This is a genomic window from Wocania arenilitoris (assembly GCF_021728535.1).
GTDB lineage: Bacteria > Bacteroidota > Bacteroidia > Flavobacteriales > Flavobacteriaceae > Wocania_A > Wocania_A arenilitoris.
In genome coordinates, this window is record NZ_JAKKDU010000001.1 from 101,214 (window position 1) to 117,441 (window position 16,228).

Genomic DNA, 16,228 nt, shown 5'->3' on the forward strand with positions numbered 1-16,228 from the left:
ATACTTTGGATTGATTATTGCTATATTTATGCATTGTTATTTCAAATGAAAATAAAAAAACTCTCTTTACGTACACGTATTTTTTTAACCATGATACTTTTGGTATTATTAGCCTCTATACTTATTGCTGTAGTAGCTATTTATCAATACAGAGAAGAGACTAAAGACTACCACAAACAACGATTAGAACGTAAAGAACACAATGTTAAAACGCACATAAACAGAGTTTTAAATGGCAGGCAAAATACTTGGGAAATTAAAACAGAAAATATCCCATTAATTTTTAAAGAAGAAATAGCTAATATTGCCGAAATACATCGACTTCAAATTAATTTATACGATTTAGAAGGCACACTTTTAATTTCTTCAAAAGCCAATTTACAACCTAGCTTAAAAGATAAATGTATTGAAGCCGAAACATTAAATAGCCTATCAAATAACCTAGAATTAAACACTATATCTAACGAGTTAGAACATAGGTTTGTAGATTATCATAAAGAAAACGGAGAAACATTTCAATCATTATACACTTATGTTAACGACAAAAAATCTAAGCAATTAGCCATATTAAATATCCCGTATTTAGAAAATGACGATTTTCTTTCAAAAGAACTTAACGAGTTTTTAGGGCGTCTTATGTACGCATATCTATTTGTTTTGCTTATGGCAATTGGTGTTGCCTTTTTACTTTCAAAATATATTACCAAATCGCTTAAAACTATAAGTGATAAAATTAATGCTACACGATTAGAAAAACGAAATGAAAAAATTGATATAGATGAAACTAGCGAAGAAATTTCAACACTTGTAAAATCGTATAATAGTATGATTGATGAGCTTGAAGAAAGTGCTGTACAATTAGCGAAAAGCGAGCGCGAACAAGCTTGGAGAGAAATGGCAAAACAAGTGGCGCACGAAATTAAAAACCCATTGACACCAATGCGACTTACGGTTCAAAATTTTCAACGAAAGTTTAATCCAAAAGACGAGAATATTCACAAAAAAGTAGACGAGTATAGTAAAACACTCATTCAACAAATAGATACTATGAGTTCTATTGCATCGGCATTTTCAAACTTTGCTAAAATGCCAGCACAACAAAACGAAACCTTAAATGTGGTTAATATTGTGAAGTTAGCTTTAGATATTTTTAACGAAGATTATATACATTTTCAAACCGATGAAGAAGAGATAATTGCTAAATTAGATAGAACACAACTTATTAGAGTAGTAACCAATTTAGTAAAAAACGGTATTCAATCCATTCCACAAGATAAAGAACACCCAAGTGTTGTTGTACAAGTAACCTCAGAAAACAACCATGTAAATATTATTGTTTCAGATAATGGCAATGGCATTTCAGAAGAAAATAAACCTATGGTTTTCGAGCCTAAATTCACCACAAAAACCAGTGGAATGGGACTCGGTTTAGCCATGGTTAAAAATATAGTAGAAACTTATAAAGGCAGTATTACATTTACATCAGAAAAAGATAAAGGCACAACATTTAACGTGTCTTTTCCTAAAGAATAAATTAGTCATTCCTGCGAAGGCAGGAATCCATTAATCATATAGTATGAATTACGAAAATATTTTAACAGCATTTAATAACGGAATTACAACCATAACAATTAACCGCCCAAACAAATTAAATGCTTTAAATAAGGCAACAATAAAAGAACTGCACGACGCTTTTAAAAGTGCAGATGCTAATAAGCAAACCAAAGTTATTATTGTTTCTGGTAGTGGAGAAAAAGCTTTTGTTGCTGGGGCCGATATTTCTGAGTTTGCAGATTTCGATTCTAAAAAAGGAAAAAAATTAGCTAAAAAAGGACAAGAAATACTGTTCAATTTTGTTGAAAACTTATCCACACCAACCATTGCTGCGGTTAATGGTTTTGCACTAGGTGGCGGACTAGAATTAGCTATGGCATGTCATTTTAGAGTAGCTAGTAACAATGCAAAAATGGGTTTGCCAGAAGTATCGCTTGGTGTTATTCCTGGTTATGGAGGCACACAACGTTTACCACAACTAATAGGTAAAGGTCGCGCTATGGAAATGATTATGACTGCTGGTATGATTGATGCAAACCAAGCACTAAATTATGGTTTAGTTAACCATGTAACCACGCCAGAAGAGTTACTGCCACTTTGCAAAAAAATAGCTAGTAAAATAACTCGAAATTCTTCAGTAGCTATTAGTGCTGCAATAAAAGCTATAAATGCTAATTTTGAAGATAGTGTAAATGGGTTTAAAGTTGAGGTAAAGCAATTCGGAAACTGTTTTGACACCCAAGACTTTAAAGAAGGGACTACCGCTTTTTTAGAAAAGCGTAAGGCTAATTTTCCTGGGCAGTAGTGCCTTTTTAGGGTGTTCGTTTAATGGTTTGTGTGTGTAGTGCGAGATTAAAAGTACGATACTTTCAAACACGCACGTAGTCAATTCGTATATTAAATATTACTAATTTTCCATCAATCGTCAAAGACGAATTGGCGACGCTGCAACAACGAACTATAGCCCATAAAACGGCTGAAACCCAAATTAAATATAACACTTTGTTAGCGAAAGTATTAATATGCCTTTAGTGTTAAATCAATCTTTTAAATAATCATGCCCTATGAAATTCAGTTTTTTACTCACTTCATTTATCCAAGTACGAGCAATTAATTCATGACCGGCAGGCATTGGGTGAACTCCATCCCAAATCCAATATTTAGCGGGAGCTTTTTTGCACGCATCCAAAAAAGGTTGTTGCAATTCAATTAAAGTAGCTTTGTATGCATCAGCTAATTGCCTTACGATTTTTTGCATTTCTGAAATCACGCTTTGATAGGATTCTGTTTTTTCTTTCGTCCAGTCAATTCTCACCATATTATTAGAAGGGAGAATGAAAGGCTCACACAGAATAATTTGAGTATTAGGTAGAGCTTTTATTGTTTTGTCTAAAACCTGAATATATGTCTCCTCCCATTTTTTAATTGAGTATTCATTTTCTATTATCTTGGGCACATCATTCACACCAATTAAAATACTTAGTACGTCGGGGTTCAGGTCAATGGTATCTTGTTGCCACCGAGCATTTAAATCCGTTATTTTATTTCCGCTAATGCCTCTGTTATAAAACATTAAATCTTCATTTGTATAATCGAACCAAAGACGACTCGCAATAAGATATGCATATCCATGCCCCATTACATGATTCCAGTCTTTGTTTCGCGACCGTTTTCCATCAGTAATTGAGTCTCCTTGGAACAGAAATGTTAATCCCGTTCCTTTGGTGTTTTTAAGATAATGTTTGCTGCGATTTTTTGCTAAAAGAATATTCGGCGAACTGATTATACCTAATCCTGTTATTCCTAAATTCAGAAAAAAATTTCTTCGTGATATTTGCATTGATTCTTTAAATTTAATTATTGTATTTCTATCATTATTTTCGCTAACGTTGAGTATATTATTTTGTAAGGGACTTTGCGCTTCAAATCTATCAAATTACCACTCAAAGTTGATGCAAGTAATAATGCTCGAAAACCTTTAAAATCTTTATGAATTTTAAGATTATTAGGGCTTTTATTAAGCGCTAGAAGTTCCTTAAAGTAGCCTGTAACAACTATACAAGTTTCTTTTCTCGTGGAACAAGGGTCGTTAATTCTTCAATTCGAACGGGATTGCCCGACTCAATACTTTTCCTTGCTGCGATTCCAATCAAGATGGACATAGCACCATCTCTTACGCCTGCCGATCTATCGAATTCATCTTTTTTATTGGGATCGATAAAGACCTTATCCTGCAAACGACTGTCTCCACCACCATGTCCACCTTTTTCTGAACTTACAACCTGAGTATCATACTCATCATTCCATAGCTTATGAATGATAATCGGCTCATGGTTCATTGCATCGTTATCCTGATCCATTTCTGCTGCATGCATATTCTTCTGATCTATGTTAGAATCTTGAAGGTATGGGACGTGTCTCCAAGCCTCTATCCTCCCTTTGGTGCCATTAAATGAAACCCGATACCCTTCAAATGGTGAATAGGTGGTCAGTGAATAGTTCATCACCACATTATTAGCATATTTGACTTGTGCCGACATCTTATCATAGATGTTTATCTCTGATCGATACAGACAATTATCTCGAATATAGCCGTCGTGTTTTTCGTTATTGACATACAAATCCATCATACTCTGATCTTTGGTGATATCCCAATGGAAATCACATTTATCTTTAAAATCACATTCCCTACAATTCTTACCCTTAAAAGGACCGTTATCTCCATAAAATTCTAAATCGCCATAGGCAAAAACTTCCTCAGGATCGGAATTCAACCACCAGTTCATGAGATCGAAGTGATGCGTAGCTTTATGAATCAACAACGTACCACCTTCTTCTCTCAGACCATGCCACCTTCTGAAATATGATGCGCCATGACTGGTATTGAGGTAGTAATTAAAATCTACAGATACTATTTTCCCAATAGTATCATTTTTAATCAATTCCTTTATTTTAGTGGCGTATGGACTCCATCGGTAGTTAAACCCAACAATCAACTTCTTATTCGAATTACGTTCCGCATCAAGAATTGCCTGACATTTATCCTCATCAATGGTTAATGGTTTCTCCGTGAGTACATCGCATCCCATCTCAAGACCTTTAATGATAAATTCATGGTGGTTCGAATCCTTGGTAGTAACTATTACCAAATCTGGCTTGGTTTCGGTTACCATTTGCTCAAAATCAGAAAAAGTCGGACATGTTACACCTATAAATTTTTTAGCATAGGCTAATCTACCAGGATTATTGTCAGACAAGCCGACAAATTCTAAAATATCTGAATATTTATCTACCAATCGTTTTCCCCAAAATCCATTTCCACGTATACCTGTGCCTATCATGCATATCTTTAGTTTTTGATCGCCCTTACCAAAGGCAAAGGAGCTTACTGGTAGTGCAGCACTTGCCGACAGCATGCTAATTGATTTTAGAAATGTTCTTCTTGAATGTTCCATATTTATGATGTAAATTTATTAGTTATGCGAATCAAGGGTTGAGAATATAATAAAAAAACAAGCTTAATTAATTGAAAAACAACGCTTTAAACCTGTTTAAGTAATTGATTTTCAGTATCTTAATAGTCAATTTCAACAAGATTATTTTGGATACAAATCTCAACAACAAGGATTACAAGTTAGTAAAAATTTATTATTACATATGTGAAAAGTATGAAGAAAGTCTACAGTTTGATTGCCAACGATGTAAAACTGAATATGGAATGTCTAATTCTTTACAAACTTGTTTTACATTACCTTTGGAAATAATTAGTTCTACTGCTTTTTGCTTAAATGATGGACTGTAAGTCCTGTTTCTTTTTTTCATGATTCAAAGTTAATTTTTATAACTCTAAATCTCGCAACTTAATGTCCAGTCTAATATAGAAAGTCCAATTGGGTTTAAAACACACTTCTCATAGAGATAGTCACATGAGAAGTGAAAACCTAGACAGAGCTTAATTTACAGAACCGCTTCATTTATTATTTACCATTAAAGGTATTCATCGTATTATTTACTCCAGATAAAACAAAAGATTTTATGAGCTCTACCGACTTATCCAGTCGTTCTGTAAGTGTTATGTTTTCTTCTTCTGTCCACTCGCCTAAAACATAATCTACTTGTCTGCCTTTGCTAAAAGTATCACTTATACCAAACCTAAAACGGTTGTATTTTGTAGTGTTTAATTTATCTTGAGTATCTTTTAATCCATTGTGTCCGCCATCGCTTCCCTTTGTTTTTAAACGAATGCTTCCAAAGGGTAAATTTAAATCATCCGTAATAACCAACAAATTCTCTAAAGGAATTTTCTCTTTTGTTAACCAATACAAAATGGCTTTTCCACTTAAATTCATATAGGTGCTTGGTTTTAAAAATATAAACGTTCTGCCTTTTAGTTTATATGTAGCAATATCTCCAAGTTTTTGAGTTTCGAAAATCAAATCTTCTTTATTGGCAAAAAAATCTAAAACTTTAAAACCAATATTGTGTCTTGTGTTTTGGTATTTCTCTCCAACGTTTCCTAAACCTACTATTAAGAATTTTTTCATAGAATCAAGATCCTTTAAATGCTTTTTCTTTTTAAATAAGCTGATTAAAAATTTACACATAAAAGTTTATTTGTGTAAAAATAAAAAAGCATCCTGAATAAAACAGGATGCTTTTTATTATTTAATTGAGAATAATTTCTATTCTTGAGTCTCAGTTGCTTCAGCTCCTTCTGCTGCAGTTGCTTCAGCTCCTTCTTCTAATTCTTCTTCATCTTCTTCATCTTCAACAGCTACTCTTGATGTCTTAATTTGACATACCACAGTATTGTCTGAATGTAAGAATGTGTATTTATCGCTTGGTAAATCGCCAACCGCTATTTTATCGCCAATTTTTAGAGGCGTAATATCTATCTCTATGAAATCTGGTAAGTTAGCAGGAAGCGCTTTAATACGTAGTTTACGGTTGTTTCTTCTTAAAACACCACCGTTTTTAACGCCTCTTGAGTTTCCTACAAGTTGAACAGGAATATTTAAAGCAATTTCTTTGTCTTCAAATAATTGATAGAAATCTACGTGTAAAATTCTGTCTGTTACTGGGTGAAATTGAATGTCTTGGAGTACGGCGTTTAAAGTTTCTCCATTGCCTAGCTCAATCACAACTGTATGCGCATTTGGCGTGTATACAAGTTTTGAGAAGGCTAATTCTGGTGCTGAGAAATGCACTGGTTTATCTCCTCCGTATAATACGCAAGGAACCTGACCAGCATTACGTAAGGCTTTTGTTGCTTTTTTGCCCACGCTTTCTCTTTGAGATCCGTTGATTGTAATTGATTTCATTTTTGTTTATATATTAATTTAATTATTTACATTATTTATATAGTCGCTAGCGTTTACAGCTATAATTGGTAGCTGAGCTTGTCGAAGCTACATAACAAATTGAGAACTAATCGATTTATTATGATGCACTTTGTGCATAACATTAGCAAATAAATCTGCACAACTTAAAACTCTAATTTTATCACTGTTTTGTGATAAAGGAATAGAATCTGTTACTATGAGTTCTTCTAATTTTGATTTTTCTATGTTTTCATAAGCTTTACCAGACAATATAGGGTGCGTACAAATAGCTCTTACACTTAATGCACCACGTTCTATCATTAAATCTGCCGCTCTAGTTAATGTTCCTGCTGTATCTACCATATCATCAACCAATACTACATTTTTACCTTCAACATTACCTATTAATTCCATGTGCGAAATAACATTAGCTTTTGCGCGTTGTTTGTAGCAAATTACTACATCGCTTTCTAAAGCCTTAGAATAGGCATAAGCTCTTTTGGAGCCTCCCATATCTGGCGAAGCAATGGTTAAATTATCAAGCCCTAAGCTTTTTAAATATGGTAAAAATATTGTTGAAGCAAATAAATGGTCTACAGGCCTTTCAAAAAAACCTTGAATTTGGTCTGCATGCAAATCCATGGTGATTATTCTAGTTGCTCCAGCAGCTTCAAGCATTTTTGCTATTAATTTAGCTGCAATCGGTACTCTTGGTTTATCTTTTCTATCTTGTCTCGCCCAACCAAAATAAGGCATTACTGCAGTAATATGTCTTGCCGAGGCACGTTTTGCTGCGTCAATCATCAGCAACATTTCCATCAAATTTCTTGGTTCTGGATGTGTTGATCCGATTATAAAAATTCTAGTCCCACGGATGGACTCCTCATAAGACGGTTGAAACTCGCCATCGCTGTAGGTTGATGTTATTACATTCCCTAATTCTTCTCCATAAGCCTTTGCTATTTTTTGTGCTAAAATTGTACTTTGAGTACACGCAAATATTTTGGCTCGAGTTTTTATTTTGGTCATAACTAACTACTTGTTAATGAGTCGAAAAAGGTTACTTATTTTTAATGAGGTGCAAATTTAGGGATTTATTTGAATTCCAAAAGGATAAAAGCGACTATTTTAATAGTTATGAGTAAAAATATTTTATATTTTTGCTGTCAGAAATTGCTCAAGTGGCGGAATTGGTAGACGCGCTGGATTCAAAATCCAGTTTCTTCGGAAGTGTGGGTTCGATTCCCACCTTGAGTACAAATAAAACCTCAACTATTTAATAACTAAATAAATTGAGGTTTTTTTATTTTATTCGAAAACTAGCTCTCCAAAAAATTCAGGCAAATGGAAATTTGGTTTAGGGTAATCAATAGGTGCCCATGTAAGCCAATGAGGATGTGAAGTTTCATCAGCACACTTATAAAAATTTGCGCGCCAACTTACACCTGCTTTAGGCTGCTCTACTTTCATATATTTTGATAGTATTGAAATAGGTATGCTATATTCAACAGTCCAGTTTTCTGGTTCAGTAGATTCTGTATCTACATTTTTTTTTAAGGAATGAGATATTGTGATTTTTTTACAGTCCTCAAGGGCTACTTTGCCATTTATTTCCTTGTTTTTAAGATGGTATCCGAGCAGAAAAACACCTTTGCAATTTGCTTCTAAATTAAAATATCCTATGTCTGTATCTAATCCGGGAGTAAAAAAGAATTCTACACAGCTATCTTCCCAAACGTTTCCATGTGTTTCGGTCGCTATAGCTCTTATATAGTTATCATTAACACTAAAAATAATATATATATTATTAGCATCATAACGTAACTTTACCTTTGTTTCTGGGAAATGAAAAGGTTTTTCTCCCATAAAGTTTTTTAAACCGATTGATTTGGTGTTTTTCCATATTTGTTTATCCCATTTTGAATTAATATTGTGAGGTTCAGTGGATTTCTCAACTTTATATAAATACAATGATTTATTTGAAGTCATGTCTTTTTTATTAGTGTTAATCTTTTTGTATTGTAATAAAAGTATGGTAATAATAAATGAGTAATACCCCTTTAATTAATTCTCCCGTTTTTGTATCAACTCCATTACTAGGTGCAATACTAATTTTGCTTCTAACCGAGTTCTTTTGCTAAATTTGTTTACTTTCATGAACTGTTACTAATAAATAAATTAAATTGAAACAGAAAGAACCATTGTAAAGCAAGCTAAGTGTTGAGATACTATTCTTTTACTAACATATCTGGAGTGGCAACCGTTCTAAAACCTATATGCTCAGATGAAGAGTCTGTACTAGACCCCATTCGAGATGAAATTCTATAACTCGCACAGTACGAATAACTGCATAAAAACGAGCCTCCTTTTATAATTTTTTCTTGAATATATGGGTTGTTTGGATTGTAGGCTTTTTCTGCGCCTTTAGGGTTGTTTGTTGTAGTATTTGTTGACGCTAATTCTTGGTAATAATTAATATTATACCAATCTGTAGTCCATTCCCAAACATTACCAGCCATATCATATAAACCTAAACTGTTTGGAGGATAAGATTTCACAGGTGCTGCTCTCTCGTAACCATCTTCAAAAGTGTTAAACACAGGGAATTCACCTTCCCATGTATTTGCATTTTTAGACAATATGTTAATGTCATCACCCCAAAAATACATGGTGTTTGATTTTTTTCCTCTAGCTGCGTACTCCCATTCTGCTTCTGTTGGCAAACGTCTTCCAGCCCATTTACAATAAGCTTGAGCATCCTCAAAAGAGATATGTGTAACAGGGTAATTTTCTTTTCCTTCTAAAGTCGATTTAACACCACTTGGGTGTTTCCAGTTTACACCAATTACCCATCGCCACCATTGCGAAAAATCATATAAGTTAGGGACAGATGTTTTTGTTTTTTTAAACATTAAAGACCCTGGTTGCATAATAGTATCATGGGGTTTGGGCGTGCCTTGAGGTAATTGTTTTTTCATTTCCTCCCAATCAATTTCTCGTTCTGCTACGGTAATATATCCTGTCTCTTCAACAAATTTAGAGAATTGCGCATTTGTTACTTCGGTTATATCCATAAAGAACCCATCAACACTTACAGAATGCTGTGGTTTTTCGTGCATCATTGCTATTTCATCATGAGGTACAGCGCCTTGTAAAAAAGTGCCTCCAGGAATCCATAGCATACCTTTTGGAGGGTTGTTAATTATACTATCGTAAATAGTAGTACTGACATTCTTTGTATTACTATTAACTCTTTCAGTTTTATTAAAACTTTTATTCTTACAACAAAAAAAAGTAAAAACACAAATGCAAATTATTAGAGTCCTCATTAAGCTTAACTGATTAATTGATGGTAAAAATATTAATTTACTTTTACTAAATCTTTATATTTTATAGATAAAGTTCTTATTTTGTGAATTATTATGTTTCAATTAAAAAATCATATCGAATGCTTAAAACTAAACATCTCTTTTTTGGCTTTTTAATTTTATTTCATATTTCTTGCAATAAAAAAGAAAAAGTGATAAACAAAAGCCCTGGAAAGCCTAATATAGTTTATATTTTAGCCGATGATTTAGGGTATTCAGAATTGGGGGTCTATGGTCAAGAAAAAATTGAAACACCTAATATAGACAAGTTAGCAAAAGGAGGTATGCTTTTTACTCAGCATTATTCAGGAGCTCCTGTATGTGCTCCAGCAAGAGCATCATTGCTTACAGGAAAGCATTTAGGACATTCTTACATAAGAGGCAATGATGAATGGCATACCAGAGGAAAGGTTTGGGATTACCTAGAAATGGCAAAAGATTCTACTATTGAAGGCCAACGCCCATTGCCAAAAAACACCATAACCATTGCTGAATTATTACAACAATCTGGTTATGCTACAGGTATTGTTGGCAAATGGGGTTTAGGTGCTCCAAACACACATTCTTTACCAACACAAATGGGGTTTAATTATTTCTTTGGCTATAATTGCCAGCGTCAGGCACACACATACACACCTTTACATTTATATGAAAATGAAAAAAGATACTATTTAGATAATGATACGGTTCCTCCAAACGAAAAATTAGATAAAAATGCAGACCCTAATGATGTTGCGAGTTATAAAAAATATACACAACCCTTCTACGCTCCAGAAGTTTCATTTGACAAAATGATTGGTTTTGTTGATTCTAATAAAGACAAACCGTTCTTTTTATATTGGGCAACTCCTATTCCACATATGCCATTACAAGCTCCAAAAAAATGGGTAGATTATTATGTAAATAAGTTTGGGGAAGAGCCACCATATATTGGCAACAAAGGTTATTTTCCTAACCGCTACCCTAAAGCGACTTATGCTGCAATGATTTCTTATTTAGATGAAAAAGTAGGCGACCTCATTGCGCATTTAAAATCGATTGATGAATATGATAATACACTTATTATTTTTACATCCGATAATGGCCCTAGTTATGCCGGTGGTGCAGATCCTGTTTGGTTTAAAAGCGCAAAACCTTTTAATGGTGAATACGGAAGAGGTAAAGGATTTCTTTATGAAGGTGGGATTCGTGTACCTATGATTGCTTCATGGGCTGGAAAAATAAAACCAAACACATTAACAAATCATATGTCATCTTTTTACGATGTTATGGCTACGCTTTGCGATGTTGCACAAATTGAAAGCCCAAAAAACACTGATGGTATTAGTTTTTACAACACCTTAGTTGAAAAGGAAACTCAAAAAAAACATGATTATATGTACTGGGAATTCCCAGAATATAATGGGCAAGTGGCAATACGTCAAGGCAAATGGAAATTTGTTTGGCAAAAAATTAAGAAAGGTAATACAGAGGTTGAGCTTTACAATCTTGATGAAGATCTTTTAGAAGAACATAATATTGCAAATAATCATCCTGAACTTATTGAAAACTTTTATCAAATCATTAAAAAAGAACACACCACACCAGAAATAGATAAATTTAAAATTCAAGCTTTAGAAAACATTATTAATTCTAAATAATTCGTTTTCTAAACCTTAGGTTTTCATACCTTTGTGCAACTTAATATATTTGGAATATGATACATTCAATGACGGGTTATGGAAAATCTGTATTGCAATTACCAACAAAAAAAATCACTTTAGAAATAAAATCTTTAAATAGTAAAAGTCTCGATTTAAATACTAGAATGCATTCTATTTATAGAGAAAAAGAGTTAGCCATAAGAAAGCTACTTGCTAAAAAGTTAGAACGTGGTAAAGTAGATTTTTCAATTTATGTAGAGACGACTGCTGAAGACACTTCAACACAAATTAATGCTCCTGTTGTTAAACAATATATAAACCAATTAAAAAATGTAGTTAAAGGTAACGAGATAGATTTCCTTAAAATGGCCGTTCGATTTCCAGATGCACTTAATACAGTAAGAGAAGAAATTGATGAAAAAGAATGGAAACAGATTGAAGTTGAAATTGAAAATGCAATAACACGTTTAAATCAACATAGATTAAATGAAGGAAAGGTTTTAGAATCAGATTTTAAAACTCGCATTAGTAATATTGACGATATTCTTAATGGCGTTATAAAAATAGACCCAGAACGTGTTAAAGCTGTGCGCGAAAGACTGCTTAAAGGTGTTGAAGAGTTAAAAGAGAAATACGACGAAAACAGATTTGAGCAAGAGCTGGTTTATTATATTGAAAAGTTTGATATTACCGAAGAAAAAGTGCGTTTAAAAAACCATTTAAATTATTTTTTAGAATGCTTAAATTCTAAAGACTCTAATGGTAAAAAATTAGGGTTTATTAGTCAGGAAATTGGTCGAGAAATAAATACTATTGGCTCTAAAAGTAATTATGCACCTATGCAACAATTAGTGGTTCAAATGAAAGATGAACTTGAAAAAATTAAGGAACAGTTATTGAATGTACTCTAAATGTTTAGTAGTATAAACAAAAAATATTCATGTATTTGTGGCAAAACAAAAATCAAATAAAAAAGGAAAATTAATAGTTTTTTCAGCCCCATCTGGCTCTGGAAAAACAACCATTGTAAGACACTTATTAGATATTGAAGATTTGAATTTAGAATTTTCAATATCAGCCACTTCCAGAGAAAAACGAGGAGAAGAAATTGAGGGTAAAGATTATTACTTTTTATCTGCCAAAGCATTTAAAGCTAAAATTAAAAAGGATGAGTTTTTAGAATGGGAAGAAGTATATCGCGACAATTTTTATGGCACACTAAAAACCGAAGTAAAACGCATTTGGGCAAAAGGCAAACATGTTATTTTTGATATTGATGTATCTGGAGGATTACGTATAAAACGAAAATTCCCCGAGCAAACACTCGCCGTTTTTGTAAAACCACCAAGTATTGACGAACTTAAAATTAGATTAAAAAAACGCAAAACTGAAAGTGACGATAAAATAAATATGCGTGTTGCAAAAGCATCTGCAGAATTAGCAACTGCACCTTTATTTGATGTGATTATTGAAAATGATAATTTAAAAAAAGCACTAAACGAAGCCGAAACTTTAATTAGTGATTTTGTACATTCATAGGCATGAAAACTGGCTTATATTTTGGTTCCTTTAACCCCATACATATTGGGCATTTAATTATTGCAAATCATTTGGTTGAGCACACTAATTTAGACCAAATATGGTTTGTAGTAACGCCACACAATCCGTTTAAAAAAAAGAGCAGCTTATTAGATAATTACCAACGTTTAGAAATGGTTTATCGTGCTACTAAAGACTACACAAAACTAAAGCCAAGCGATATTGAATTTAATTTACCACAACCTAATTACACCATAAATACGCTTACATATTTACAAGAAAAACACCCAAATTATAATTTCTCCTTAATTATGGGCGAGGATAATTTAAAGAGTTTTCATAAGTGGAAAAATTATGAATTGATACTAGAAAATCATCATATTTACGTATACCCAAGAATATCAAAAAGTAACATTGAAACACGATTTGATAATCATAAAAAAATTCATCATATCGATGCACCAATTATGGAGCTATCTTCAACCTTTATACGTAAATCCATTAAAGCGGGTAAAAATATTCAACCTATGCTTCCTCAATATGTTTGGGAGTATTTAGATGAAATGAATTTTTATAAGTAAATAATTAACGCAACCTTTTCAATTATTTCACATCTATAAATAAAATTGTTAGATATGAAAAACGCACCGTTTCATTTATTCACACTCGCAATTTGTTTGTCGTTAATGGCTTTTCAATGTGATGAAGATATTATGCCGCTAACACAAGAAGAAGAACGCAAGGATCTAAATATTTATAAAAATGCAATTGAAGATTTAGCAGCAACATCTGTTTGTAACGAAACGACCGAATGTAAATATATCGCTTTTGGAAGCAAACCATGTGGCGGCCCTTGGGGTTATTTAATCTATACAACCTCAATTGATACAAAAAAACTTAAACTTTGGGTTGAAGATTACAATCAAAGAGAGTCAAATTTCAATTCTAAATGGGATGTTGGTTCAGATTGTTCAGTTGTTAATCCTCCAATAAGTATAAATTGCCAAAATAACAGCTGTATTCCTATCTATTAAGATTAAGTTTTACTTATTTTTGGGCATGCTAAAATTGTTATCATACCCATTAACTTTTATTTATTACGTCTTTTTTTTATTAACCCTATTGGTGTTTCATCCAATTCAGTGGTTTTGTTTTAATGTTTTTGGATATAAAGCACATAAAAAAAGTGTAGACGCTTTACAGTATTGTTTATTGCGTTGCACAAATATTTTAGGCACACAATTTATGTTTAATAACCCACATAAAATTGATACTAATCAACCTGTAATTATTATAGCAAATCATCAGAGCTTGTATGATATATCGCCAATTATGTGGTACATGCGAAAACATCATCCAAAATTTATAAGTAAAATTGAATTAGGTAAAGGCATCCCTAGTGTATCTTATAATTTACGCCATGGGGGATCTGTGTTAATCGACAGAAAAAATCCACGACAATCTTTACCAGCAATTATGAAATTTGCCGAATATATTGAAGAAAACAAACGCGCTGCAGTTATTTTTCCTGAGGGTACACGAAGCAAAAATGGAGTACCTAAAGACTTTCAAACTAAAGGGTTAGAGATTTTATTTAAAAAAATTCCCTCAGCTTTAGTGGTGCCAATTACAATTAATAATTCTTGGAAAATGGTTAGGTATGGAAAATTCCCAATGGGCTTAGGCACTCATATTAAATTTGATGTACATAAACCTTTAAAAATTTCTGATTTTAAAGACACGCAAAATCTAATAAACACAATTGAAACAACTATAAAAGAATATATTATACCCTTAAAATAAATATATGTCATTAAAAAATGAAAGATTAGAAGTTATGCAGTTTTTAGAAAAAGATGTAGACTCCTTAATAGAAAAATACCTTATTCCTGTTGAAAAAATATGGCAACCCACCGATTTTTTACCAAATTCTGAAAGTAATAATTTTTTTGAAGAAGTTAGAGAAATAAGAGAACTATCAAAAGAATTACCATACGATTTTTGGGTAGTTTTAGTAGGTGATATGATTACCGAAGAAGCACTACCAACTTACGAATCGTGGTTAATGGATATTGAAGGTGTTAACCTAATGGACAGAGAAAATGCCTGGGCTAAATGGGTACGCCATTGGACAGGTGAAGAAAACCGTCATGGCGATGTACTTAACAAATATTTGTATCTTTCAGGTAGGGTAAATATGCGTGAAATTGAAAAAACAACACAACACTTAATTGCCGACGGATTTGATATAGGTACCGATAGAGACCCATATAAAAACTTTGTATACACAAGTTTTCAAGAGTTGGCTACTTACATATCGCACAATAGAGTGGCAAAACTAGCTAAAGAAAAAGGCAATAAACAATTGGCAAAAATGTGTAAAATTATTTCTGGGGATGAAATGCGCCATCATCATGCCTATTCTGAGTTTGTTGAACGTATTTTTAAAATAGACCCAAGCCAAATGATGATGGCATTTCAATATATGATGAAGCAAAAAATTACTATGCCTGCACATTTTTTAAGAGAGTCTGGAGATAAAATAAGCACTGCTTTCGAAGAGTTTTCTAACACTGCGCAACGTATTGATGTTTATACTTCAAAAGACTATGTAGACATCTTACAAAAGTTAATTACACGTTGGGAAATTGATAAAATTACAAATCTTACAGAAGATGCCGAAAAAGCTAGAGATTATTTAATGGCTCTTCCTAATAGAATGTTGCGCTTAGCAGACAGGATTAAAATTCCAGAAAACTCTTTTCAATTTAAATGGGTTGAACCTGCATTTTCAAAGTAATAA

17 protein-coding genes and 1 tRNA gene are annotated in these 16,228 nt (G+C 32.8%); 10 read left to right on the forward strand and 8 right to left on the reverse strand.

The window, feature by feature from the left end:
* Positions 1 to 90 precede the first annotated feature (90 nt).
* Positions 91 to 1,533 (forward strand): sensor histidine kinase, encoded by a 1,443-nt coding sequence (locus tag L3X37_RS00495; protein WP_237238193.1) that lies wholly within the window; start codon positions 91 to 93, stop codon positions 1,531 to 1,533.
* A 43-nt stretch (positions 1,534 to 1,576) separates the two neighbouring features.
* A complete protein-coding gene (locus L3X37_RS00500; protein WP_237238194.1) occupies positions 1,577 to 2,359 on the forward strand; it encodes an enoyl-CoA hydratase/isomerase family protein in 783 nt (260 codons plus the stop codon).
* 234 nt (positions 2,360 to 2,593) lie between these two features.
* Here the strand turns inward: L3X37_RS00500 and L3X37_RS00505 are convergent, their stop codons facing one another.
* The 6 genes from L3X37_RS00505 to L3X37_RS00530 all read right to left on the reverse strand — a co-directional run bounded on the left by L3X37_RS00505 (position 2,594) and on the right by L3X37_RS00530 (position 7,904).
* The gene (locus tag L3X37_RS00505) at positions 2,594 to 3,394 is read right to left on the reverse strand and encodes an SGNH/GDSL hydrolase family protein (protein WP_237238195.1); all 801 of its coding nucleotides are present in this window, start codon (positions 3,392 to 3,394) and stop codon (positions 2,594 to 2,596) included.
* Between the two features lie 214 nt (positions 3,395 to 3,608).
* A complete protein-coding gene (locus L3X37_RS00510) occupies positions 3,609 to 5,009 on the reverse strand; it encodes a Gfo/Idh/MocA family oxidoreductase (protein WP_237238196.1) in 1,401 nt (466 codons plus the stop codon).
* Positions 5,010 to 5,205: 196 nt separating this feature from the next.
* On the reverse strand, positions 5,206 to 5,376 hold the full coding sequence (locus tag L3X37_RS00515) for a transposase (protein ID WP_237238197.1): 171 nt from the start codon (positions 5,374 to 5,376) through the stop codon (positions 5,206 to 5,208).
* A 155-nt stretch (positions 5,377 to 5,531) separates the two neighbouring features.
* The gene (gene pth, locus L3X37_RS00520) at positions 5,532 to 6,098 is read right to left on the reverse strand and encodes an aminoacyl-tRNA hydrolase (RefSeq protein ID WP_237238198.1); all 567 of its coding nucleotides are present in this window, start codon (positions 6,096 to 6,098) and stop codon (positions 5,532 to 5,534) included.
* A 138-nt stretch (positions 6,099 to 6,236) separates the two neighbouring features.
* On the reverse strand, positions 6,237 to 6,875 hold the full coding sequence (locus tag L3X37_RS00525; protein ID WP_237238199.1) for a 50S ribosomal protein L25/general stress protein Ctc: 639 nt from the start codon (positions 6,873 to 6,875) through the stop codon (positions 6,237 to 6,239).
* Positions 6,876 to 6,962: 87 nt separating this feature from the next.
* On the reverse strand, positions 6,963 to 7,904 hold the full coding sequence (locus tag L3X37_RS00530; protein ID WP_237238200.1) for a ribose-phosphate pyrophosphokinase: 942 nt from the start codon (positions 7,902 to 7,904) through the stop codon (positions 6,963 to 6,965).
* A gap of 146 nt (positions 7,905 to 8,050) precedes the next feature.
* Here L3X37_RS00530 and L3X37_RS00535 point away from each other — a divergent pair.
* Positions 8,051 to 8,132 (forward strand) — tRNA-Leu (locus L3X37_RS00535).
* 51 nt (positions 8,133 to 8,183) lie between these two features.
* On the opposite strand, the gene L3X37_RS00540 is transcribed toward L3X37_RS00535, so the two are convergent.
* Both L3X37_RS00540 and L3X37_RS00545 read right to left on the reverse strand, forming a co-directional pair.
* Positions 8,184 to 8,864: a carbohydrate-binding family 9-like protein gene (locus L3X37_RS00540; RefSeq protein ID WP_237238202.1), complete on the reverse strand. Its 681-nt coding sequence runs from the start codon at positions 8,862 to 8,864 to the stop codon at positions 8,184 to 8,186.
* Positions 8,865 to 9,103: 239 nt separating this feature from the next.
* The gene (locus L3X37_RS00545; protein ID WP_369409857.1) at positions 9,104 to 10,057 is read right to left on the reverse strand and encodes a formylglycine-generating enzyme family protein; all 954 of its coding nucleotides are present in this window, start codon (positions 10,055 to 10,057) and stop codon (positions 9,104 to 9,106) included.
* A gap of 266 nt (positions 10,058 to 10,323) precedes the next feature.
* On the opposite strand from L3X37_RS00545, the gene L3X37_RS00550 reads away from it, so the two are divergent.
* Genes L3X37_RS00550 through L3X37_RS00580 form a run of 7 tightly spaced genes read left to right on the forward strand, consistent with a single transcriptional unit; the run spans position 10,324 to position 16,225 of the window.
* Complete coding sequence (locus L3X37_RS00550; RefSeq protein WP_237238205.1) at positions 10,324 to 11,883, forward strand: arylsulfatase; 1,560 nt, start codon at positions 10,324 to 10,326, stop codon at positions 11,881 to 11,883.
* A gap of 56 nt (positions 11,884 to 11,939) precedes the next feature.
* Complete coding sequence (locus tag L3X37_RS00555; protein WP_237238207.1) at positions 11,940 to 12,797, forward strand: YicC/YloC family endoribonuclease; 858 nt, start codon at positions 11,940 to 11,942, stop codon at positions 12,795 to 12,797.
* 37 nt (positions 12,798 to 12,834) lie between these two features.
* Positions 12,835 to 13,425, forward strand: coding sequence for a guanylate kinase (gene gmk / locus L3X37_RS00560; protein ID WP_237238208.1), 591 nt, complete (start codon positions 12,835 to 12,837; stop codon positions 13,423 to 13,425).
* Positions 13,426 to 13,427: 2 nt separating this feature from the next.
* A complete protein-coding gene (gene nadD, locus L3X37_RS00565) occupies positions 13,428 to 14,006 on the forward strand; it encodes a nicotinate (nicotinamide) nucleotide adenylyltransferase (RefSeq protein WP_237238209.1) in 579 nt (192 codons plus the stop codon).
* A gap of 54 nt (positions 14,007 to 14,060) precedes the next feature.
* A complete protein-coding gene (locus L3X37_RS00570) occupies positions 14,061 to 14,459 on the forward strand; it encodes a hypothetical protein (RefSeq protein ID WP_237238210.1) in 399 nt (132 codons plus the stop codon).
* A 25-nt stretch (positions 14,460 to 14,484) separates the two neighbouring features.
* Complete coding sequence (locus L3X37_RS00575) at positions 14,485 to 15,228, forward strand: lysophospholipid acyltransferase family protein (RefSeq protein WP_237238211.1); 744 nt, start codon at positions 14,485 to 14,487, stop codon at positions 15,226 to 15,228.
* A gap of 4 nt (positions 15,229 to 15,232) precedes the next feature.
* Positions 15,233 to 16,225, forward strand: a complete 993-nt coding sequence (locus L3X37_RS00580) for an acyl-ACP desaturase (RefSeq protein WP_237238212.1) — start codon at positions 15,233 to 15,235, stop codon at positions 16,223 to 16,225.
* Positions 16,226 to 16,228: the final 3 nt, after the last annotated feature.

Excerpts from the sequence above, each read along its gene's own strand:
- L3X37_RS00495 (WP_237238193.1), top strand. The coding sequence starts at position 91 with ATGATACTTTTGGTATTATTAGCCTCTATACTTATTGCTGTAGTAGCT.
- L3X37_RS00500 (WP_237238194.1), top strand. The coding sequence starts at position 1,577 with ATGAATTACGAAAATATTTTAACAGCATTTAATAACGGAATTACAACC.
- L3X37_RS00505 (WP_237238195.1), bottom strand. The coding sequence starts at position 3,394 with ATGCAAATATCACGAAGAAATTTTTTTCTGAATTTAGGAATAACAGGA.
- L3X37_RS00510 (WP_237238196.1), bottom strand. The coding sequence starts at position 5,009 with ATGGAACATTCAAGAAGAACATTTCTAAAATCAATTAGCATGCTGTCG.
- L3X37_RS00515 (WP_237238197.1), bottom strand. The coding sequence starts at position 5,376 with ATGAAAAAAAGAAACAGGACTTACAGTCCATCATTTAAGCAAAAAGCA.
- pth (WP_237238198.1), bottom strand. The coding sequence starts at position 6,098 with ATGAAAAAATTCTTAATAGTAGGTTTAGGAAACGTTGGAGAGAAATAC.
- L3X37_RS00525 (WP_237238199.1), bottom strand. The coding sequence starts at position 6,875 with ATGAAATCAATTACAATCAACGGATCTCAAAGAGAAAGCGTGGGCAAA.
- L3X37_RS00530 (WP_237238200.1), bottom strand. The coding sequence starts at position 7,904 with ATGACCAAAATAAAAACTCGAGCCAAAATATTTGCGTGTACTCAAAGT.
- L3X37_RS00540 (WP_237238202.1), bottom strand. The coding sequence starts at position 8,864 with ATGACTTCAAATAAATCATTGTATTTATATAAAGTTGAGAAATCCACT.
- L3X37_RS00545 (WP_369409857.1), bottom strand. The coding sequence starts at position 10,057 with ATGCTATGGATTCCTGGAGGCACTTTTTTACAAGGCGCTGTACCTCAT.
- L3X37_RS00550 (WP_237238205.1), top strand. The coding sequence starts at position 10,324 with ATGCTTAAAACTAAACATCTCTTTTTTGGCTTTTTAATTTTATTTCAT.
- L3X37_RS00555 (WP_237238207.1), top strand. The coding sequence starts at position 11,940 with ATGATACATTCAATGACGGGTTATGGAAAATCTGTATTGCAATTACCA.
- nadD (WP_237238209.1), top strand. The coding sequence starts at position 13,428 with ATGAAAACTGGCTTATATTTTGGTTCCTTTAACCCCATACATATTGGG.
- L3X37_RS00570 (WP_237238210.1), top strand. The coding sequence starts at position 14,061 with ATGAAAAACGCACCGTTTCATTTATTCACACTCGCAATTTGTTTGTCG.
- L3X37_RS00575 (WP_237238211.1), top strand. The coding sequence starts at position 14,485 with ATGCTAAAATTGTTATCATACCCATTAACTTTTATTTATTACGTCTTT.
- L3X37_RS00580 (WP_237238212.1), top strand. The coding sequence starts at position 15,233 with ATGTCATTAAAAAATGAAAGATTAGAAGTTATGCAGTTTTTAGAAAAA.